The 17,830-nt window shown below is 36.4% G+C and carries 14 protein-coding genes; 9 read left to right on the plus strand and 5 right to left on the minus strand.

The features are described 5' to 3' along the window. The first annotated feature begins 20 nt into the window (after positions 1–20). The gene (pyrH, locus tag LF887_RS10245) at positions 21–728 is read left to right on the plus strand and encodes a UMP kinase (protein ID WP_089734180.1); all 708 of its coding nucleotides are present in this window, start codon (positions 21–23) and stop codon (positions 726–728) included. Positions 729–1,199: 471 nt separating this feature from the next. Then, positions 1,200–1,754 carry a ribosome recycling factor gene (gene frr, locus LF887_RS10250; protein ID WP_236859092.1) on the plus strand — a complete coding sequence of 185 codons (555 nt, stop codon included), beginning with the start codon at positions 1,200–1,202 and terminating at the stop codon, positions 1,752–1,754. A 65-nt stretch (positions 1,755–1,819) separates the two neighbouring features. Here frr and LF887_RS10255 read toward each other — a convergent pair whose 3' ends face one another. The 4 genes from LF887_RS10255 to LF887_RS10270 form a co-directional block, all read right to left on the minus strand. Continuing rightward, entirely contained in the window at positions 1,820–2,605 is a 786-nt protein-coding gene (locus tag LF887_RS10255; protein WP_236859093.1) for a hypothetical protein, read from the minus strand. A gap of 253 nt (positions 2,606–2,858) precedes the next feature. Further along, positions 2,859–4,316, minus strand: a complete 1,458-nt coding sequence (locus tag LF887_RS10260) for an LptF/LptG family permease (RefSeq protein ID WP_236859094.1) — start codon at positions 4,314–4,316, stop codon at positions 2,859–2,861. A 109-nt stretch (positions 4,317–4,425) separates the two neighbouring features. Continuing rightward, a complete protein-coding gene (locus LF887_RS10265) occupies positions 4,426–5,073 on the minus strand; it encodes a LolA family protein (protein WP_236859095.1) in 648 nt (215 codons plus the stop codon). Positions 5,074–5,136: 63 nt separating this feature from the next. After that, entirely contained in the window at positions 5,137–7,719 is a 2,583-nt protein-coding gene (locus tag LF887_RS10270; RefSeq protein ID WP_236859096.1) for an FtsK/SpoIIIE family DNA translocase, read from the minus strand. Between the two features lie 604 nt (positions 7,720–8,323). Between LF887_RS10270 and LF887_RS10275 the strand changes: the two genes are divergently transcribed. The 5 genes from LF887_RS10275 (at position 8,324) to ccsA (ending at position 15,426) form a co-directional block, all read left to right on the plus strand. Beyond that, positions 8,324–10,012 carry a hypothetical protein gene (locus LF887_RS10275; protein WP_236859097.1) on the plus strand — a complete coding sequence of 563 codons (1,689 nt, stop codon included), beginning with the start codon at positions 8,324–8,326 and terminating at the stop codon, positions 10,010–10,012. Between the two features lie 11 nt (positions 10,013–10,023). Continuing rightward, positions 10,024–10,524, plus strand: coding sequence for a hypothetical protein (locus tag LF887_RS10280; RefSeq protein WP_236859098.1), 501 nt, complete (start codon positions 10,024–10,026; stop codon positions 10,522–10,524). Between the two features lie 115 nt (positions 10,525–10,639). Continuing rightward, positions 10,640–11,284, plus strand: coding sequence for a cysteine hydrolase family protein (locus LF887_RS10285; protein ID WP_236859099.1), 645 nt, complete (start codon positions 10,640–10,642; stop codon positions 11,282–11,284). 68 nt (positions 11,285–11,352) lie between these two features. After that, positions 11,353–11,925, plus strand: coding sequence for a Crp/Fnr family transcriptional regulator (locus LF887_RS10290; protein ID WP_236859100.1), 573 nt, complete (start codon positions 11,353–11,355; stop codon positions 11,923–11,925). A gap of 240 nt (positions 11,926–12,165) precedes the next feature. Continuing rightward, positions 12,166–15,426 (plus strand): cytochrome c biogenesis protein CcsA, encoded by a 3,261-nt coding sequence (ccsA, locus tag LF887_RS10295; protein WP_236859101.1) that lies wholly within the window; start codon positions 12,166–12,168, stop codon positions 15,424–15,426. 79 nt (positions 15,427–15,505) lie between these two features. On the opposite strand, the gene LF887_RS10300 is transcribed toward ccsA, so the two are convergent. After that, entirely contained in the window at positions 15,506–16,279 is a 774-nt protein-coding gene (locus LF887_RS10300; RefSeq protein WP_236859102.1) for a T9SS type A sorting domain-containing protein, read from the minus strand. Positions 16,280–16,542: 263 nt separating this feature from the next. Between LF887_RS10300 and LF887_RS10305 the strand changes: the two genes are divergently transcribed. Beyond that, a complete protein-coding gene (locus tag LF887_RS10305) occupies positions 16,543–17,409 on the plus strand; it encodes an SPFH domain-containing protein (protein ID WP_236859103.1) in 867 nt (288 codons plus the stop codon). 85 nt (positions 17,410–17,494) lie between these two features. After that, the gene (locus LF887_RS10310; protein ID WP_236859104.1) at positions 17,495–17,686 is read left to right on the plus strand and encodes an Arc family DNA binding domain-containing protein; all 192 of its coding nucleotides are present in this window, start codon (positions 17,495–17,497) and stop codon (positions 17,684–17,686) included. Positions 17,687–17,830 lie beyond the last annotated feature (144 nt).

Consider the following 17,830-nt stretch of genomic DNA (forward strand, 5'->3'; position numbering starts at 1 on the left):
AAAGTTATTAAAAATAAAAGATGAAATATAAAAGAATCCTTCTGAAACTAAGTGGTGAGGCCTTAATGGGGAACAGACAGTATGGTATTGACAATGAAAGACTGCAGGAATATGCTGCTGAGATCAAGAAAGTAGTTGAGAGAGGCTGTGAAGTAGCGATCGTCATTGGAGGAGGAAACATTTTCCGTGGAGTAGCAGGAGCTGCAAAAGGAATGGACAGAGTGCAGGGTGATTATATGGGAATGCTGGCAACAGTAATCAATGGGATGGCTTTGCAGGGGGCATTGGAAGATGCAGGAATCAAAACAAGATTACAGTCTGCTATCGAAATGGATAAAGTAGCTGAACCTTTCATCAAAAGAAGAGCAGTAAGACACCTTGAAAAAGGCAGAGTAGTGATCTTCGGAGCAGGAACCGGAAATCCTTATTTTACAACAGATACAGCAGCTACTCTGAGAGCAATTGAAATAGGAGCAGATGTTATCTTAAAAGGAACAAGAGTAGACGGAATCTATGACAGTGACCCGGAAAAGAATGCTGATGCAGTAAAATACAACTCATTATCATTCGATGAAGTATTTGAAAAAAACCTTAAAGTAATGGACATGACAGCATTTACTTTAAGTCATGAAAATAAATTGCCTATCATTGTATTCGATATGAATAAGGATGGGAATTTAGTGAAAATTGTAGACGGAGAAAACGTGGGTACTTTAGTTGATTTGTAATCATTTATTACAATAAACAAGGTAAGTATAATCATATTTAAGAGCACCTGTTATAGCGTTATTGCTGTAGCAGGTGCTTTTTAAATATAGAGAATTCTGTACATCATAGGGAACTTTAACAGGTTGTCATGAATTTATAGTCAGATTTTCTCTGGAATGATCCCTGGTGAGGATATCCCATTTTTGTCATTGTAAACGATCCCTGTTTAATAGGTAAAATACTTTATAGGTATTTGTACCTGAATTTATACTAGTATACGGGATAAATAAAAAACAGGAGTGGTAAGTACATAAAATCCGTGTATAGTAATACCTATTATTCAAAAACAATCATTATTTTTGCACCACTGAATACTGAAAATCCTAAGAAACAGTAAGAAAAACATTGAAAAAACAGGATTTCAGATATTTTAACCGATTGATATTCAGTAGGTATTATTGATGTGTAATTTATCAAATTTTAATTATATAATGGAAGAATTAGATCTTATATTAGAATCTGTAAAACAGGACATGGATGCAGCTGTAAAGCACTTGGATCACGCATTTCAAAGAATTAGAGCAGGACGTGCTTCTTCAGCTATGGTTCAGGATGTAATGGTGGAATATTACGGAGCACCGACTCCTCTTAACCAGGTTGCCAATGTTTCTATTCCGGATGCAATGACCATCTCTATTCAACCTTGGGACAGAACAGCGATCAACGCCATTGAAAAAGCTATTATTAACTCAAACTTAGGTTTTGCACCTTCTAATAATGGTGAAAATATCATTCTTAACGTTCCGCCTTTAACAGAGGAAAGAAGAAAAGAGCTTGCAAAACAGGCTAAATCTGAAGCTGAGAACACTAAAATAACAGTAAGAAACGCAAGACAGGATGGTTTGAAAGAACTTAAAAAACTGGACGGAGTTTCTGAAGATGTCGTTAAAGGGGTGGAAGATGAAATTCAGACTTATACTGATAAATATGTAAAGCTTTGCGATGAGCATCTTAAGACAAAAGAAGCTGAAATTATGAAAGTATAATTTTCAGTTTTTGAAAATAAAAAAGCGGTTTCAGTTCGAAACCGCTTTTGTTTTTATAGAGGTGATTATTTGCAATTTTCGTTGTAATCATAGATCACTTCATTAATCAGTGAGAGCTTATCTGTCATAGAATTGCTGACTTCTTCTCTGATGAACTTCCCAAGACCGGTTCTTTTTTTCTCTTCATTTTTCAGTGAGCCATATTCCCCTTTTGTCATTTTTGCTTTTGCGTACGGACAGTCTGTAATGATGATTTTTGCTTTTGCCGGAGTAAGTTCTTCCACTTTTCCTCCTTTTTTTGAATAAATATAGTTGGGATTATCCTGTAATCTCTGAGTTTCTGCCTGAGATACTCCATTGGCACTATTGGCCGTAACAGATGATGGATAACCGTATAGTTTATACACTGTAATTTTGCCATCTGCTATAACTTCTGCAAACTGAGAGGTTCTGGAAAGATTGTTAATTGCTTTTAAACCCGCACTTAGTCCGGTTATATTGTCAGAAGTATTCATTGCTTCTCTGGCATTCGAATATTTTATAGATTGGAAGATCCTGGGTGTATCTCCTTCATACAGCATATATTCTTTGATGTCATCAGCATCGTAGCTTTTATATTTGATTTTGTTTTTTACTTTGTCAATGTCAGCAGGGGCCGCAAATTTTACTTTCAGCTGATTTTGCCACGGGCTGTAATAACTTCCGTGAAGTTTGATAACACCTTCCATCTTCTTTCCGGCTTTATCAATGATGTATCCATATTTTTCGCCATTGTAAGATGCTGTTTCCTCCTGGGCATAGATATTTAAAGAAGTCAGCCCGAACAGGCCAATAAGTAGTAATTTTTTCATGGTTATATTTAAAAACTTCAGCAAAGATAATTTTTTATCCTCAAATAAATAATAGCTGAGATTTTTAATATCTGCGAATAGCCGGAAGTACAAATTATCCTGATAAACTGTTTCAGCGTGCAATGCTTTTATCTTCAATGAGATTTGATTGTACCTTAAAAAGAATATAAAAATAAAAAAGTAATGTCTCTGACTATGGTAAAATAAAAAAGATCCAGAAATGTTCTGAATCTTTTTTATCGTTAGACTTTGCCTATTGATATCTCTGATGTTCTTTATTCTTGACAAACAGTTTTGTAATAGGTTTAAATAATACTTTGTATTTTTCTGCATCAAAAAGCTGAGAATCTGTAAGGGCTTTATATGTCATCCATACCCCAAAAGGGAATAGGATTATATTGGGTAGCCATGCCGCAAGGTAAGGATTCATTTTTCCGCTCCATGACATATTTTCTACTCCCACATTCATGATATAGAAGATAATGAAGATAACAATCGCTATAATTACAGGAAGTCCCATCCCTCCTTTTCTGATGATAGACCCCAGACTTGCTCCAATCAGGAAGAAGATAATACAGGTTACAGAATAGGAGATAATCCTCTGCTGATAAATAACGACCTTACTGAAATACTTCACATTGGTACTGAATTCATTTTTCTTGGATTCCAGAGTAGTTTTCAGGTTATCCAACCTATTATAAGAGTAATAGATCATATCCAGTTTCTTATCTCCTTTTACGGTATCCAATTTGATCTGAACTTTCGGAGCAACTTTGTGTTTGTTGCCTTTATCCATATAGTTAATAGCAGAATTAGTCTGGTTCAGCACCTCATATCCTATATTGTCAAAGAACTTTTTATTCTCTTTTTTGCTTCTTGCAACAGTTTCGTTTAGCTGGTTATAAGTCTGGAAACGGTAGTCGTCTGTAATCTGCTCTTTTTCGATGGCTTTATTGATGATTTCACTGATGTCAAAATGTGACACTAATGTATCAAATTTAATAGCCTGGTCCGGTTGCTTTTGTCTTACGTTGTCACCTTTTCCGGCAAATGCATCTTCAAATACATAACCGTTATAAAGAACCAGTTTTAAAAAATTCTTATTGGCTGCAGGTACAAATTTACCTTTCTCTGCCACTACAGACTGTTGGTTTTCGTAAGTGTTTGCTTTTTTGTGAACAAAAACACCTTCAATATTTTCCCCGTTTTCTCCATATATTTTGTCAAACTTTACCATATATCCGGGAATCTGATCAATAAACTGCCCGGGGGTAAAGTTGATGGCCGGTTTCGTTTGTGCAATATTGAAAAGCATATTTTTAGCCTTCTTCTGGAAATCCGGAATAATATTATTGGAAAAAAAGAAGAGCATCACAGCAAGTATGGTTGCAATTCCAAACAGAGGCATCATTACTCTGGTAAGAGGAATTCCTGCTGCTTTCATAGCTGCAAGCTCATAACGCTCTCCAAATTCACCGAATGACATGATACTCGCGAGAAGGATCGTAAGGGGAAGAACCATACTGATTACATTCACCCCAAGATAGAATAGAAGTTTAAGGATTTGCCAGTAGCTTAATCCCTTTCCCATAAATTGCCCTAATTGAACCCAGATAATGTTTACAATGAAAATGAAAAACAATACGCTGAATATAAAGAAAAACGGTCCAAAGAAGGTTTTTATGATATATCGGTCTAGTATTTTTAACATGCGCCAAAATTAATCAAAAAGCCACAAAGTTTACTTGTGGCTTTTATATTTTGTTATTTTTTTTACTTAAAAAGGAAATTTGCGTATTCACGAATACGTTTTTCTTCTTTTAAAGTTCTGTAATGATGTAATTTTTAAATTTATTCTTGTCAAAAACAAACATATTGGGATCCAGCTGCTGGTTTTCTTTGTACTCTTTAATGGCAATTACTGCTACATCCTGATTATTTCCGTGCTGTTCAAGTTTTACCATTTGCTTTTTAGCAGAATCAATGAAAAGATAAACGAACTGTATTCCGTTTGATTTTACAGGAGTCAGCTTAATAAAGTCAGCATTCACTCCGTTCACCATCTTTTTACCATTATAGGTTACATTATAGTCGTTTCTATAGGTAGTAAGATAGTTAATAGGGGAGAACATGGTGCTGGTTCCGTTAGGCTTGGCAATGGTAACTTCCATATCATCGGCGTTGATGTTATAGATTTTATTACCATCGAAGATCTGTTCAGTATCCATGATCTTCAGTTTGTATTTCTCTCCGGCAACGTAATAAATACCAGGCTCTGTTTTTCCAACCTGACCGTTAAGACCGCTTCCAAAAGAAAATTTGAAGTAAGAGTTCTTTTTAGAATTGTAGTTGGCTGTAACATCATCCAGAATTTTTTTTGCTTTGGCATCGATCTTTTGAGCATTTGCCATTCCCACTGCACCTACAACAAAACTTCCTAATATAACTTTTGAAATAATATTTTTCATTTTTCTATTTAATAATCTTTAGACATTTTAAAACTGTAAAGGTCAAAACCTGATGGTTTCCCTTTAACTACGCAGATCTTCCAAAAACTGTTCCAAAGAATGAAGATCACTAATGATAACCTCTCTGGCCTTAGCTCCATTAAATCCTCCCACAATACCGCTCGCTTCTAGCTGGTCCATAATTCTTCCTGCTCTGTTGTATCCCAGTTTAAGCTGTCTCTGAAGCATTGAGGTAGACCCCTGCTGTGTAGAAACAATGATTCTTGCTGCGTCTTCAAACAGAGCATCTTTTTCGTTCGGGTCAAAAGTACCGGCTGAGCTTGAAGAAGAGTCTTCAGAAACATATTCGGGAAGTAGGAATGCTGATGCGTATCCTTTCTGTTCACCAATGAATTCTGCTATTCTTTCAACCTCTGGGGTATCTACAAAAGCACATTGAAGTCTTAGAATCTCATTCCCATTGAAATAAAGCATATCTCCTTTACCAATCAGCTGATCTGCTCCCGGAGAATCAAGAATCGTTCTTGAGTCTACACTGGAGATTACTCTGAAGGCAGCTCTTGCAGGGAAGTTGGCTTTAATCATACCCGTAATTACATTTACAGAAGGTCTTTGAGTAGCTACAATAAGGTGAATACCTACGGCTCTTGCAAGCTGTGCCAGTCTGGCAATTGGTAATTCAACCTCTTTTCCGGCAGTCATGATCAAATCTGCAAACTCATCCACTACCAATACAATATAAGGAAGGTATCGGTGTCCATTCTCAGGATTTAGTTTTCTTTCTGTGAATTTCTTATTGTATTCCTTTAAGTTTTTACAGAATGCATTTTTCAGGAGATCATATCGGGTGTCCATTTCAATACACAGAGAGTTCAGGGTATTGATTACTTTATTGGTGTCTGTAATGATCGCTTCTTCTGCATCCGGAAGCTTAGCCAGATAATGTCTTTCAATTTTTGAGTACAATGAAAGTTCCACTTTTTTAGGATCCACCATGACAAACTTGAGTTCGCTTGGGTGTTTTTTATAAAGAAGGGAAGTAAGGATCGCGTTAATTCCCACAGATTTACCCTGACCTGTCGCTCCTGCCATCAATAAGTGAGGCATCTTTGAAAGGTCGGCCATGAAAACTTCGTTGGAAATCGTTTTTCCGAAAACTACCGGAAGATCCATATCCGTATTCTGGAATTTTTGAGAAGCAATTACCGAACGCATAGAAACCATTGTAGGATTTTTTCTTGGTACTTCAATACCAATTGTTCCTTTTCCAGGCATTGGAGCAATAATTCTGATTCCCAAAGCAGAAAGGTTCAGGGCAATATCATCCTGCAGTTTTTTGATAGCCGCAACACGGATTCCTGCCTCTGGTACGATTTCGTATAAAGTAACAGTGGGCCCTATGGTTGCTTTGATTTCAGCAATTCCTACGTTGAAATTCTTAAGAAGTCCAACAATTTTATTTTTATTTTCTTCTAATTCTTCCTTATTGATAGCGATCTCTTCATTGCCGTAGTCCCTCAATAGATCTACCGGAGGCATATGGAAATTAGGCAAATCCAATTTATGATCATACAAACCGTGTTTTTCTACAAGTTCCTGGGATTTCCTGTCCGAGTCATCCAGAATATCTATAACAGGAGCAACTTCGATATTGAATTTAATATTTTCATGTGCAGGTGGCGGTGTTACAGCAGGAGATGGAACAGAAGGTCTGATGTCAAATGCTTCTTCCGGTGTAGAAACAGGAACAACTGGTTTTGTAGAAAGGTTTAAGCTAACTGGTTGAGTCACCTCTTTAGGTTCCGCATCAAAAGAAGTATGGTTGGGAGTAACAATAGTATCTATTTCCGCAGAAGTTGAAATTTCCGAGAATCCGTTGGTTGTAATTGCCGCTGGTTGCTCTTTGATTTTATTGATAGGATTGTTTCCGGCCGGACTGTTGATTTCACTTACTCTTACATTGGGAGCAGGCTCCTCTTCAGATTGGTAAGCTTCTTCTTTCAGTTCTTCATCAGCTTCAAAATCATCCTCAGAATCAGGAATCATAGACTTTACCTTTCCAATGGTATTTTCATTGATCTTACTGAGTTTCGCTTTAATAGAACTTGGGCGAAGATTGAATTCAAGTATAAAATACAAAAGAATGCTTGCAGCCAAAACTGTCCATAAACCTACAGTTCCGATGATGGAATTAAGATAATCCATGATCTGGTATCCGTATACCCCTCCTAAAACACCCTGTCCTTTGGTAAGTGCTCCCATAAAAATAGGAAGCCAGCAGATAAAAAATAAAGAGTGACCGATGGTTTTCCATGGTTTGAAAATTTTCTTCTTAAGGATCATTGTTCCTACTACAAGAAATAAAAATGCAATAATAAATGAGGCGATACCAATACTTTCAAAGATGAAAATATTTCCCAGCCAATCACCTACCTTGCCAAAAATATTTGAAGATTGTATAGTTTTGTCCAGCATTGTTCCTGCCTGGCTTTGATCCGCTTTCCAGTTCATTAAATAAGAAATGAATGAGAAGGCCAGAACAGCAGACAAAAGTATAAAAGTAAGCCCGAAAAAAATGCGTGGCTTAGATAAAATTCTGCCTTTATCAGGCGATTCAGTCGGTTTTTTTTGTGTCTTTTTATCCATAATATCAATGTCGCAAATTTAATGTTTTTTCAACACTAAATGAATCTTTTTTGTCCAAAAAACATTTTGGTAATCCCGCTTTACAACGATTATTTAAAACTTAATTGAAAAATATTTTCCATTATCACAAAATAAAATAAGGCTATTTTTTTTGTTTATCCAAATCTGATTCTGTTAAATTATTATAATGGCGAGCTATTTATATCTCTTGAAAAAAGATAGTAAAATTTCTAATTAAAAAAATACTGAAATGAAAAAAAATAATAATTTAAAAAGAAATTATTGATTTTATAAAATAGCTATCTGTTTTTATGGTGTTTAATGAAGTGTATCGTAATTTAATGATGAAAAATATAAAGATATAGTGTTGATTATGTGTCGGTTTTTTAGGAAAATATGTTATACCTTTACAATAGGTGTTAAAAAAAGATTTTTTTTTAGGCGGATGGTTGTAATATTTTAATGAATATTCATTCATGCTTAAAACAAAAATACCATTCAATCTTATTTTATCACTTTCCATATTCCTTCTTTTCTGACAAATTGATAGATCTTTACTTGATCCGGCAATTTAAAAATAGACAACAACATTAAAAATACATCAATGAGAAAGCAGTTATTCTTTGTATTCTTGTTGTGTAATTGTACTCTGTGGGCGCAATCTCCCGGTGGTGTTTCCGCCAATTTGCAGATATGGGTAAAAGCCGATGCGGGTACTGGCACAACAACAGACAATACACAAGTCCCTATATGGGAGAATCAAAAAACCGGTGGCGTAAATGGAATTGCCAATCAGGGAATGCCAGGTTATTATGCTGATCCGGGGATAGCAGACAGGCCGGTTTATCGCTCAGCAGGATCTATTCCAGGTTTTAACTTTAATCCCGCCATACAAATTGTAAGTACCAACGGCTATAGGTCCGGATATAAATTCCCATCTGGTTTTCCTGATAATTCAACAAAGTCCCTGACTTCGTATACGCATCTTTCCAGAATAGCATCAGCAACCTACAGAACCGTTTTTGTAATGAATGGTACGGCTCAAAGTTCAAACCCTACCGCAGTTGCAGGAGTGTGGCAGTCCCCTTTCTTTGGAACAAAAACAAACCGCCCGGAATTTTATAATGAAAAAGAATCAGGTGACGTATTTTTCGGCACAGATGTGATCAATACGGTAGAAACTGAGACTCCAAGTATACAATCTTACTATAACAGCAACGTAAGCGGAGACATAAAATATTTTTTTGATAATAATGGTTTTACCTATGGTGGACCATCAAATAATGTCTCTTCTGTTAATAATTATCCGGGAATGGTTCTTTTAATGGACAATGACGGCGGTTCCGGTTCTACTTCTTTGGCAGGAGACAGAATTGGAGAGTTTATTTTATATTCAGAGACCCAGACAGCTGTAGAAAGACAGAGGGTCAATTCTTATCTTGCCGTTAAGTATGGGGTTACTTTACGGCAGCCACAAAACTACCTTGGGTCTGATCAAAGCATTACCTGGGATTCCAGTCTTAATGCCATTTTTAACAATAATATTTTTGGAATCGCAAAAGACGATATGTCGGTATTGAACCAAAAAGTGAGTAACAGTATTAATAGCGAAAATAATATCATGCTTACACTGGCTACAACTAATGATTTTGTCTCAGCAAATGCTGATGCCGGCAGAGCCGCTTTTCTTCAGGATAAAACATTCTTGTTGATAGGAGATAATAATATTCAGGCACTTCCCCTGGTCAATTTTGGGGTGGCTTCGGGAAAGATTATTCAAAGGACCTGGCTGGCGCAAAAAACAAATGATACCGGATCTGTCTGGTTGCAGGCTGATCTTTCAGGCTATACTGAAATAGCACCTACGGATAAGGTCTTTATGATGACAGCGGATGATGCTGCATTTACGCAGAATGTACAAATGATTTCAGAAGCAAGTTTTGTAAATGGTAAGGCGGTATTTAATTATTCATTTCCAAACAGCCAATATTTCACATTCGGGACTAATCTTCAGGCATATTGTACTAAAGATCCGGCAGCGGGAACTCCAGATGGCTTTACAAAAGTAGGGATCTCAGGATATACCAATCTGCAAAACGGTTGGCCGGGAAATATTCCTAATGGATTTTTAGCTTTAGAATCAAAGGACAAAGGAATGGTTATTACCAGAACCACTTCGGGAAGTATTGCTCTGCCTGTTGAAGGGATGTTGATCTATGATACGGCAGATAAATGCTTTAAACTATATAATGGAACAGCCTGGAACTGCATCGTCAGATCCTGTAATGATTAAAAATACAAAATATGAAAAAGATAATTACAACCATAACATTGTTTTCTGTAGTGGCACTATCTGCTCAGGTTGCTATTGAAAAAAGCCAGGCTGAGGGAGATGGACTTTTGGATTTTCCGTCCAATGGTACAAAAGGGATTTTATTGCCGATTGTAGAAACACTTCCTATCAATGCTTCGGCAGGAACGCTGCTGATGGATAAAAATGATAAAGTAGTGAAAATGAACGTAGAATCCGTGTGGGTTCCGCTGAGTGATCCGGGGGCTTTGGCTGGTGCTTTTTTCAATACAAATGGGGAGATTCCCGGGCAGAACAGAATTATTATGGGGGCTTCAACAACAGCAGCTCCCGGAATTTTGGTGCTTGAATCATTCAGCAAAGCACTTGTTTTACCTAAAATAGCAAATCCGCACATTAACGTTAAAAGTCCATATCCGGGAATGATCTGTTATGATACCATAAGTAAATCTATGGCTGTATTTGATGGATTGAAATGGAGCTATTGGAAATAAGAGACCGACCGTCAGCAACATAATAAAAACCGGAAGAAAATCTTCTGGTTTTTTTGAACTAGTTCAAAGGTCAGGAAATTGAGGGTCAGTAATTTTGTTCTGTAAAATTTTAGAAATGAGAAATAAATTAAAAAACATTCTGGCTGTAATGCTAACCTCAATTTCATTATTATCAATTAACGCACAACAAAAAGGAAAAATGGAAAACACCGCATTATTAATTATCGACGTACAAAATGACTACTTCCCGGGAGGGAAAATGGAACTTCACGGAGCTGAAAAGGCCGGACAAAATACAAAACGGATTTTAGAATATTTTAGAAAAAATAATCTTCAGGTGATTCATATAATGCATGTTTCAACCAATGAGGGAGCCACATTTTTTCTTCCTGATACCTCCGGAGTGAAAATCAGTGCTTTGGTGTCTCCGCAAAAAGATGAAAAAATTATAACAAAGCACTTTCCTAATAGTTTCAGAGAAACAGATCTTCTGGAATACCTTTATTCAAAAAATGTTAAAAATCTGGTGATCGCCGGCATGATGACGGATGTTTGTGTAGAATCTACCACAAGAGCTGCTTTTGACTATGGTTTCAGTAATACAATTATCGGGGATGCCACAGCAACAATAGACAGGGAACTCGATGGCCAGATAGTGAGAGCACAGGAAGTTCAGCGATCCTTTTTAGCGGGAATTTCTGCCTTAGGAAATCTTTACGCCCATATCGTCAGTACCAATGACTTCATTAGTGGAAAATAGCTTTAACGTGACACAGAAGCATAAGGATATCAATAATATTGGTATCTTTATTTTGTTTAAACAGAATCATGTCTAGTTTACTTTATAAAAATATCAGCAGGTACATTGATCTTTCTGAAGAAGATTTCAAAAGGTTTGAAGCACCATTTAAGCATGTGCGATTTAAAAAGAAAGATATAGTTCTAAGAGAAGGCAGTCACTGCCTTTTTGAAGGATTTGTTCTGAGTGGCTGTTTTAAAATTTTTTACCTTAACGAAAAGGGATTTGAGCAGACCTTGTATTTTGCAGTAGAAGGGTGGTGGATTACAGATATAGACAGCCTGATCAATAACGTTCCTTCCACATTGAATATTGAAGCACTCAAGGACAGTGAGGTAATGATGATTTCAAAAAAAGATAAAGATATTCTGTATGAAACTATGCCCCAGGTAGAAAAGCTTTTCAGAATTATGAATCAGCAGTCATCAGTCGCTCTCCAAAGAAGAATTCTTTCTCTGACGGGCAAAACAGCTGATAAACGTTATCTGGAATTTTTAGAAAAATATCCTGGTCTGGAACAAAGGCTTACACAGCAGCAGGTTGCCTCTTATTTAGGGATCACTCATGAGTTTTTAAGTAAAATAAGAAAAAAACTTATTTAACCAGGGGGCTTGTTTATATTGTTGTTTTTTAACTAATGAAATAGAAGCCTTCAATTACGGATATAGGTATTATAAATCTCTATTTTTTCAATTTTAAAAATTGAATTTTTCCTAATGTTCCTGAGCTTATTAAGAATGTTTCAAAATAAGCAAAACCGGGGCCAAAATGACAAAAAACAGCTTTTTTTAAGCTCTTTATGGTTTATCATGCTTATTTTTGCATGTCAAGTACAATAAAACATGAAGAAGCTCCAAGATATTCTTATCTCAACCAGAACAATGGCTGTATTGTTACTGGTTTATGCATTTGCAATGGCTTATGCAACGTTCTTAGAAAACGACTACGGAACTCCTACAGCAAAAGCGTTAATTTATGAGGCCAAATGGTTCGAACTGATCATGGTCCTGCTTATTCTTAACTTCATAGGAAATATCGGCAGATACAGACTATGGAAAAAAGACAAATGGCCGGTCCTGGTTTTTCACCTTGCCTTTATTTTTATCTTTATTGGTGGTGCCATTACCAGATACATCAGTTTCGAAGGTACCATGCACATCAGAGAAGGAGAAACCTCCAATGAAATTGTGACGGATAAAAACTTTTTTAAGATTCAGGTCGAAGAAAAAGGAGATGTTCTTAACTATCAGGATGTTTCTTATATGATGTCTCCACTGCATAAAGATTTTAAGGCAACCTATGACTTTCACGGGAAAGAAGTGAAAGTAACCGCTAAAGAATACATTCAAAGAAAAAAAGACAGCTTGGTTGCTGAACCGAATGGAGCGGAGTATCTTCACCTTGTTTCTACAGGAAATACAGGAAGACAGAACATTTATATCAAACCGGGCGAAACAAAATCCATCAACGGAACATTGGTGACATTCAACAGAGCCATTGAAGGTGCGGTTGAATTCAAAAATGAAGGTGGAAAATTATTCATCAAAACTCCGGTAGACGCAAGCTATATGACTATGGCAACGCAGGCAACGGGAAATACAACGAAGGATGAATTCCAACCGTTGGCATTGAGAAGTTTATATAGCATTAACGAACTGAAGCTGGTAGTACCTGAAGGTCTTAAAAAAGGAAGACTGATGGCTATTGAAGGAGACAGAAAGAAAGATGCTAATGTTCCGGATATGCTTCAGATTGAGCTTCAGGGGCCAAAAACAAAGCAACTGGTTGATCTTTCTGTTGAAAAAGGAAATCCAAATGCTTACAAGCAGGTTACGATGGATGGACTGAACATCATGGTAGGATACGGACCTAAAGTCTATAATACTCCATTTGCTTTAAAACTTGATGACTTTGTAATGGAAACGTATCCGGGAAGTTCATCTCCAAGTGCTTATGAAAGTCATGTGAAAATCATTGACGAAGGTAAAGAAACTCCTTATAAAATTTATATGAACCACGTTCTAAACCATAAAGGGTACCGTTTCTTCCAGTCAAGCTTTGATCCGGACAGAATGGGAACAGTACTTTCTGTAAACCACGACTACTGGGGAACTTTAATTTCCTATATCGGGTATGGACTTCTGTTCTTAGGAATGTTTGTGATCTTCTTCTGGAAAGGAACTCATTTCTGGAAATTAAATAAAATGTTGAGTGATGTTAACAAGAAAAAAGGAAAAGCTGCTGCTATTCTACTGCTATTCTTAAGTTTAGGTTTGAATGCGCAGAAAATTGAGACACACGGTACAACAGACGGAAGCAGAGAACACGTTCATGTAGAAGGTGACGCACATACTCACGCTCAGCCTCTTGATGGTGGTGCTCCAAAGCAGAACTCATTGGCAACTCCGATGGGTAAAATGAGATCTATTTCTCCGGATGAAATCATTGCGAGAAATAAAATCAGCGAAGAACATGCAGATAAATTCGGGTATCTTTTAGTACAAAGTTTTGAAGGAAGAATTGTTCCTATCAATACCGAAGCATTGGATGTTTTAAGAAAACTATACAAGAAAGACAAATTCAAAGGGACAGACGGAAAATATCTTACTGCCAACCAATGGTTCCTTTCAATCAATACAGATACACCAAGCTGGACAATGGTTCCAATGATCAAAGTTGGTCCTAAAGGAGGTGATGAACTGAAAAATAAAACCAAGGCTGACGAAGACGGATATACTTCTCTGATGAACCTTTTCCCTGCAGATGCAAACGGTAATCTTGCGTATATTTTAGAGCATGATTATAACACCGCATTCCGTAAAAAACCGGCTGAACAGACTAACTATGATAAAGAAGTAATTGCTGTGAACGAAAGAGTACAGATCTTTAACGAGTTTTTCAGTGGCCAGTTTATGAGAATCGTTCCTGTGAAGAATGATGCTAACCACACTTGGCATTCATGGCTGGATCAGAAATTTGAACCGGATATGGAGTCTCAGCAGGTAATGGGACCTTATTTTGCAGAAGCACTTGCCGCTCAGAAAACAGGAGACTGGAGCAAAGCAGATGCAGAATTGGCAAAACTTTCAGACTATCAGCAGAAATGGGGGAAAGCAGTAGTTCCTGCAAAATCTAAAGTAGATCTTGAAGTATTCATGAATAAAGCAGATATCAACTTCAAATTGTTGATTTTCTACACGATTATTGGTGGACTTCTTCTTGTCTTAGGATTTGTTGAATTATTTAAATCAAATAAAGTATTAACTAAAGCAATTAAAGTAATTATTGCCATTGGTTTAATTGGATATTTATGTCATTTCTTAGGACTTGTAGCAAGATGGTATATTTCAGGGCACGCTCCTTGGAGTAATGGTTATGAAGCTATTATATTTATCTCATGGGTAGGTATTACAGCAGGTCTGATCCTTTACAGAAATGCCAATGCATTAATTCCTGCAGCCGGATTTATGGTGGCGGTAATTATGATGGGATTTGCACATGGAGGTTCAGCTCTTGATCCGCAGATTACACCGCTTGTACCTGTATTGAAGTCTTATTGGCTGATTGTACACGTGGCGATCATTACGTCCAGTTACGGATTCTTTGCCTTGTCCATGATTATTGCGGTCATCTCTCTGGTATTCTATATTATTTCAAATAAAGGAACTTACAAGATACACCACGATACGACTTTGAAAGAATTGGTAATCGTTTCTGAAATGTCATTAACAATCGGTCTTTTTGCTTTAACGGTAGGGAACTTCTTAGGAGGTATCTGGGCCAATGAATCATGGGGTAGATACTGGAGCTGGGACCCGAAAGAAACCTGGGCTTTCATCTCGATCATGGTATATGCTTTTGTACTTCACATGAGATTAGTTCCGGGACTTAGAAGCAGGTGGGCATTCCATGTAGCAACAATGTTTGCTTTCTGCTCAATGGTAATGACTTACTTTGGAGTAAACTACTACCTGAGCGGACTTCACTCTTATGCAGCAGGAGATCCGGTACCGGTACCAGCATGGGTATACATAGGAATAGGCACCATGATTGCCTTGTCAGCCGTTTCTTATTTCAAGTTTAAGGCATTAACGAAGAAATAAAACATCCAGCATATAAAAAGCAAAATCCCGGAAATTCATTTTCCGGGATTTTTTTGTAAATACAAAAAGCAATAATAGGCTAGTTCTTAATAAATTTAGACCGCATTACACCTATCTGATAAAAGTAAGTTCCGACAGGAAGGTTTTCAACATTAATTGAAATTCTGCTGTCTGACATATTAAAATGTTGAGTTAAAATAATTTTTCCAGCACCGTCATAAATTTCTATTGTATTGGACCCTTTTCCGGGATTTATTATATTTAAAATCTTATTCGCAGGGTTTGGAAAAGCGGAAAGTTTGGCTTTTGACTGAATTTCTTTTGCGGAAAGCAAAGTTGTTGGCAAAACATAAATTTCAGTTGAATTTGTATTTTGGTTGAATAATCTTAGTTTATTGATATTGCTGATGTTGTCATGATAAATGTTAATATCATATTCATCACTGAATTTATAATTTGGACCAAACTCATGTATTATATTTCCGTCTTCATTGTAAATTTTTATAATGTATTCTCTTTCTGATGTGGCAGGATTATATTTTTCAAATGTGATAATGATTTCCAATTTACTATCAGTATTAAAAATACTTTTAGATAATATAAAATTATTATTGTACTGATCTATAAACATGTTATACCCACTTGGCACAGTTGGAGTAAACTGTTTGTAAATAGAGTAATCTGCTTTATAAATTTTTACCTCATTCATACCGTATCCTACCGAATAATAAAATGTTTCATCAGCATTGGTGTAAACTTGCAGATTTTCAGAAACAAAATTTTTGTCTAGTGTGATTTGCCCAAACATCAATCCTGTAATCGTCATTGCCGCTGATAACGTTAATTTTTTCATAGTCTTTAAATTTAAAATTTCCCAAAAGTATCTTGTCATCTGATAACTTCCTTATGGCTTTCCGTACTTTAATGATTGGGTTGTCTTTTTTTGACGGGAAAGTTCAAAACAATTTTTATTTCCATACTGCTTATCCGTATTTCACACCATTAAACCTACATTCCAGGACGCATCAAAAAAAATCATAATTAATCCCTTATAATTCAAAATTTATTGTCATCTTTATGATATCAAAATAATATCAAATTAAAAACTAAATTTATATGGAAAAAATCTTAAAACCTATGTCCGGTTATGTGACATTAGTGATTTGTCTCATCTTGTTTGTAGCTGCTGTTTATTTCTTCATAAGCGGAGTAGATCAAAGTATTACTTTCGTCGTTTTAGCAATGCTTTGCTTTCTTACCTCATGTTTTTTCCTGAAGGGATTAATGATTATTCAGCCTAACCACTCCAGAGTACTGAACTTCTTTGGGAAATATGTAGGAAGTGTAAAAGAGAACGGTTTGTTCTTTATCAACCCTTTGTATTCATCACAGAAAATATCTTTACGTTCCGAGAACCTGCAGGGCCAGACTTTGAAAGTAAATGACAAAATGGGAAATCCTATTGAAATTGCAGTGGTCATTGTATGGAAAGTAGGAGATACGTATAAGGCCGCTTTTGATGTGGAACGTTATTCTGACTTTGTGAAAATGCAGAGTGAAGCAGCAGTGCGTCATCTGGCTATGAGCTTTCCTTATGATAACCTAGAAGATGACCATGCTCCGATCACTCTGAGAGAAGGAGGAGATAAAATCAACTCTATTTTGGAGCAGGAGCTTACAGACCGTCTTTCAAAAGCCGGAATTGTGATTCAGGAAGCCCGAATTTCTCATTTGGCCTATGCATCAGAAATTGCAGGAGCTATGCTTCAGAGACAGCAGGCGACAGCCATTGTTGCAGCAAGAACAAAGATCGTAGAAGGAGCCGTGGGAATGGTAGACCTTGCCTTGAAAAAACTTTCCGAAGATAATATCGTTGAGCTTGATGATGAAAGAAAAGCAGCAATGGTAAGCAATTTAATGGTTGTTTTGTGTGGTGAAAAAGCGGCAACTCCAATATTAAATGCAGGAACACTTTATAACTAAAAGTGGAAAATTAATAATTAAAATTTTATGGTAGACTTTCTCTACTTTAAAATAAACGGATAATCATTTTAAAGAAATTGAGAGAATGAAATCAGAAAAAGCTCAAAGCTCTTCAGAAAGCAAAGGCAAAAAATCCTTTGTAATAAGAATAGATGAGTCGACGTACAAACTACTTGAAAAATGGGCAGGTGATGAATTCAGAAGTGTGAATGGACAGATTGAATATCTGCTGCATGAGAGCCTCATCAATTCAGGGAGAAAGAAAAAAGAGAATTAGGAAAACAAATTTTAAGGCTTGAAAAACCGCTTTTTGGTCAATAAACAAATGAAAACATTCAGTTCTTGCCGGTTTTCAGATTACAGAAAAGATAAAAAACAGGTGTTTTTTAAACGTCTTAATGAAAAAATAACAATTCAGTCA

The sequence above is a fragment of the Chryseobacterium sp. MEBOG06 genome (assembly GCF_021869765.1).
Taxonomy (GTDB): Bacteria; Bacteroidota; Bacteroidia; order Flavobacteriales; family Weeksellaceae; genus Chryseobacterium.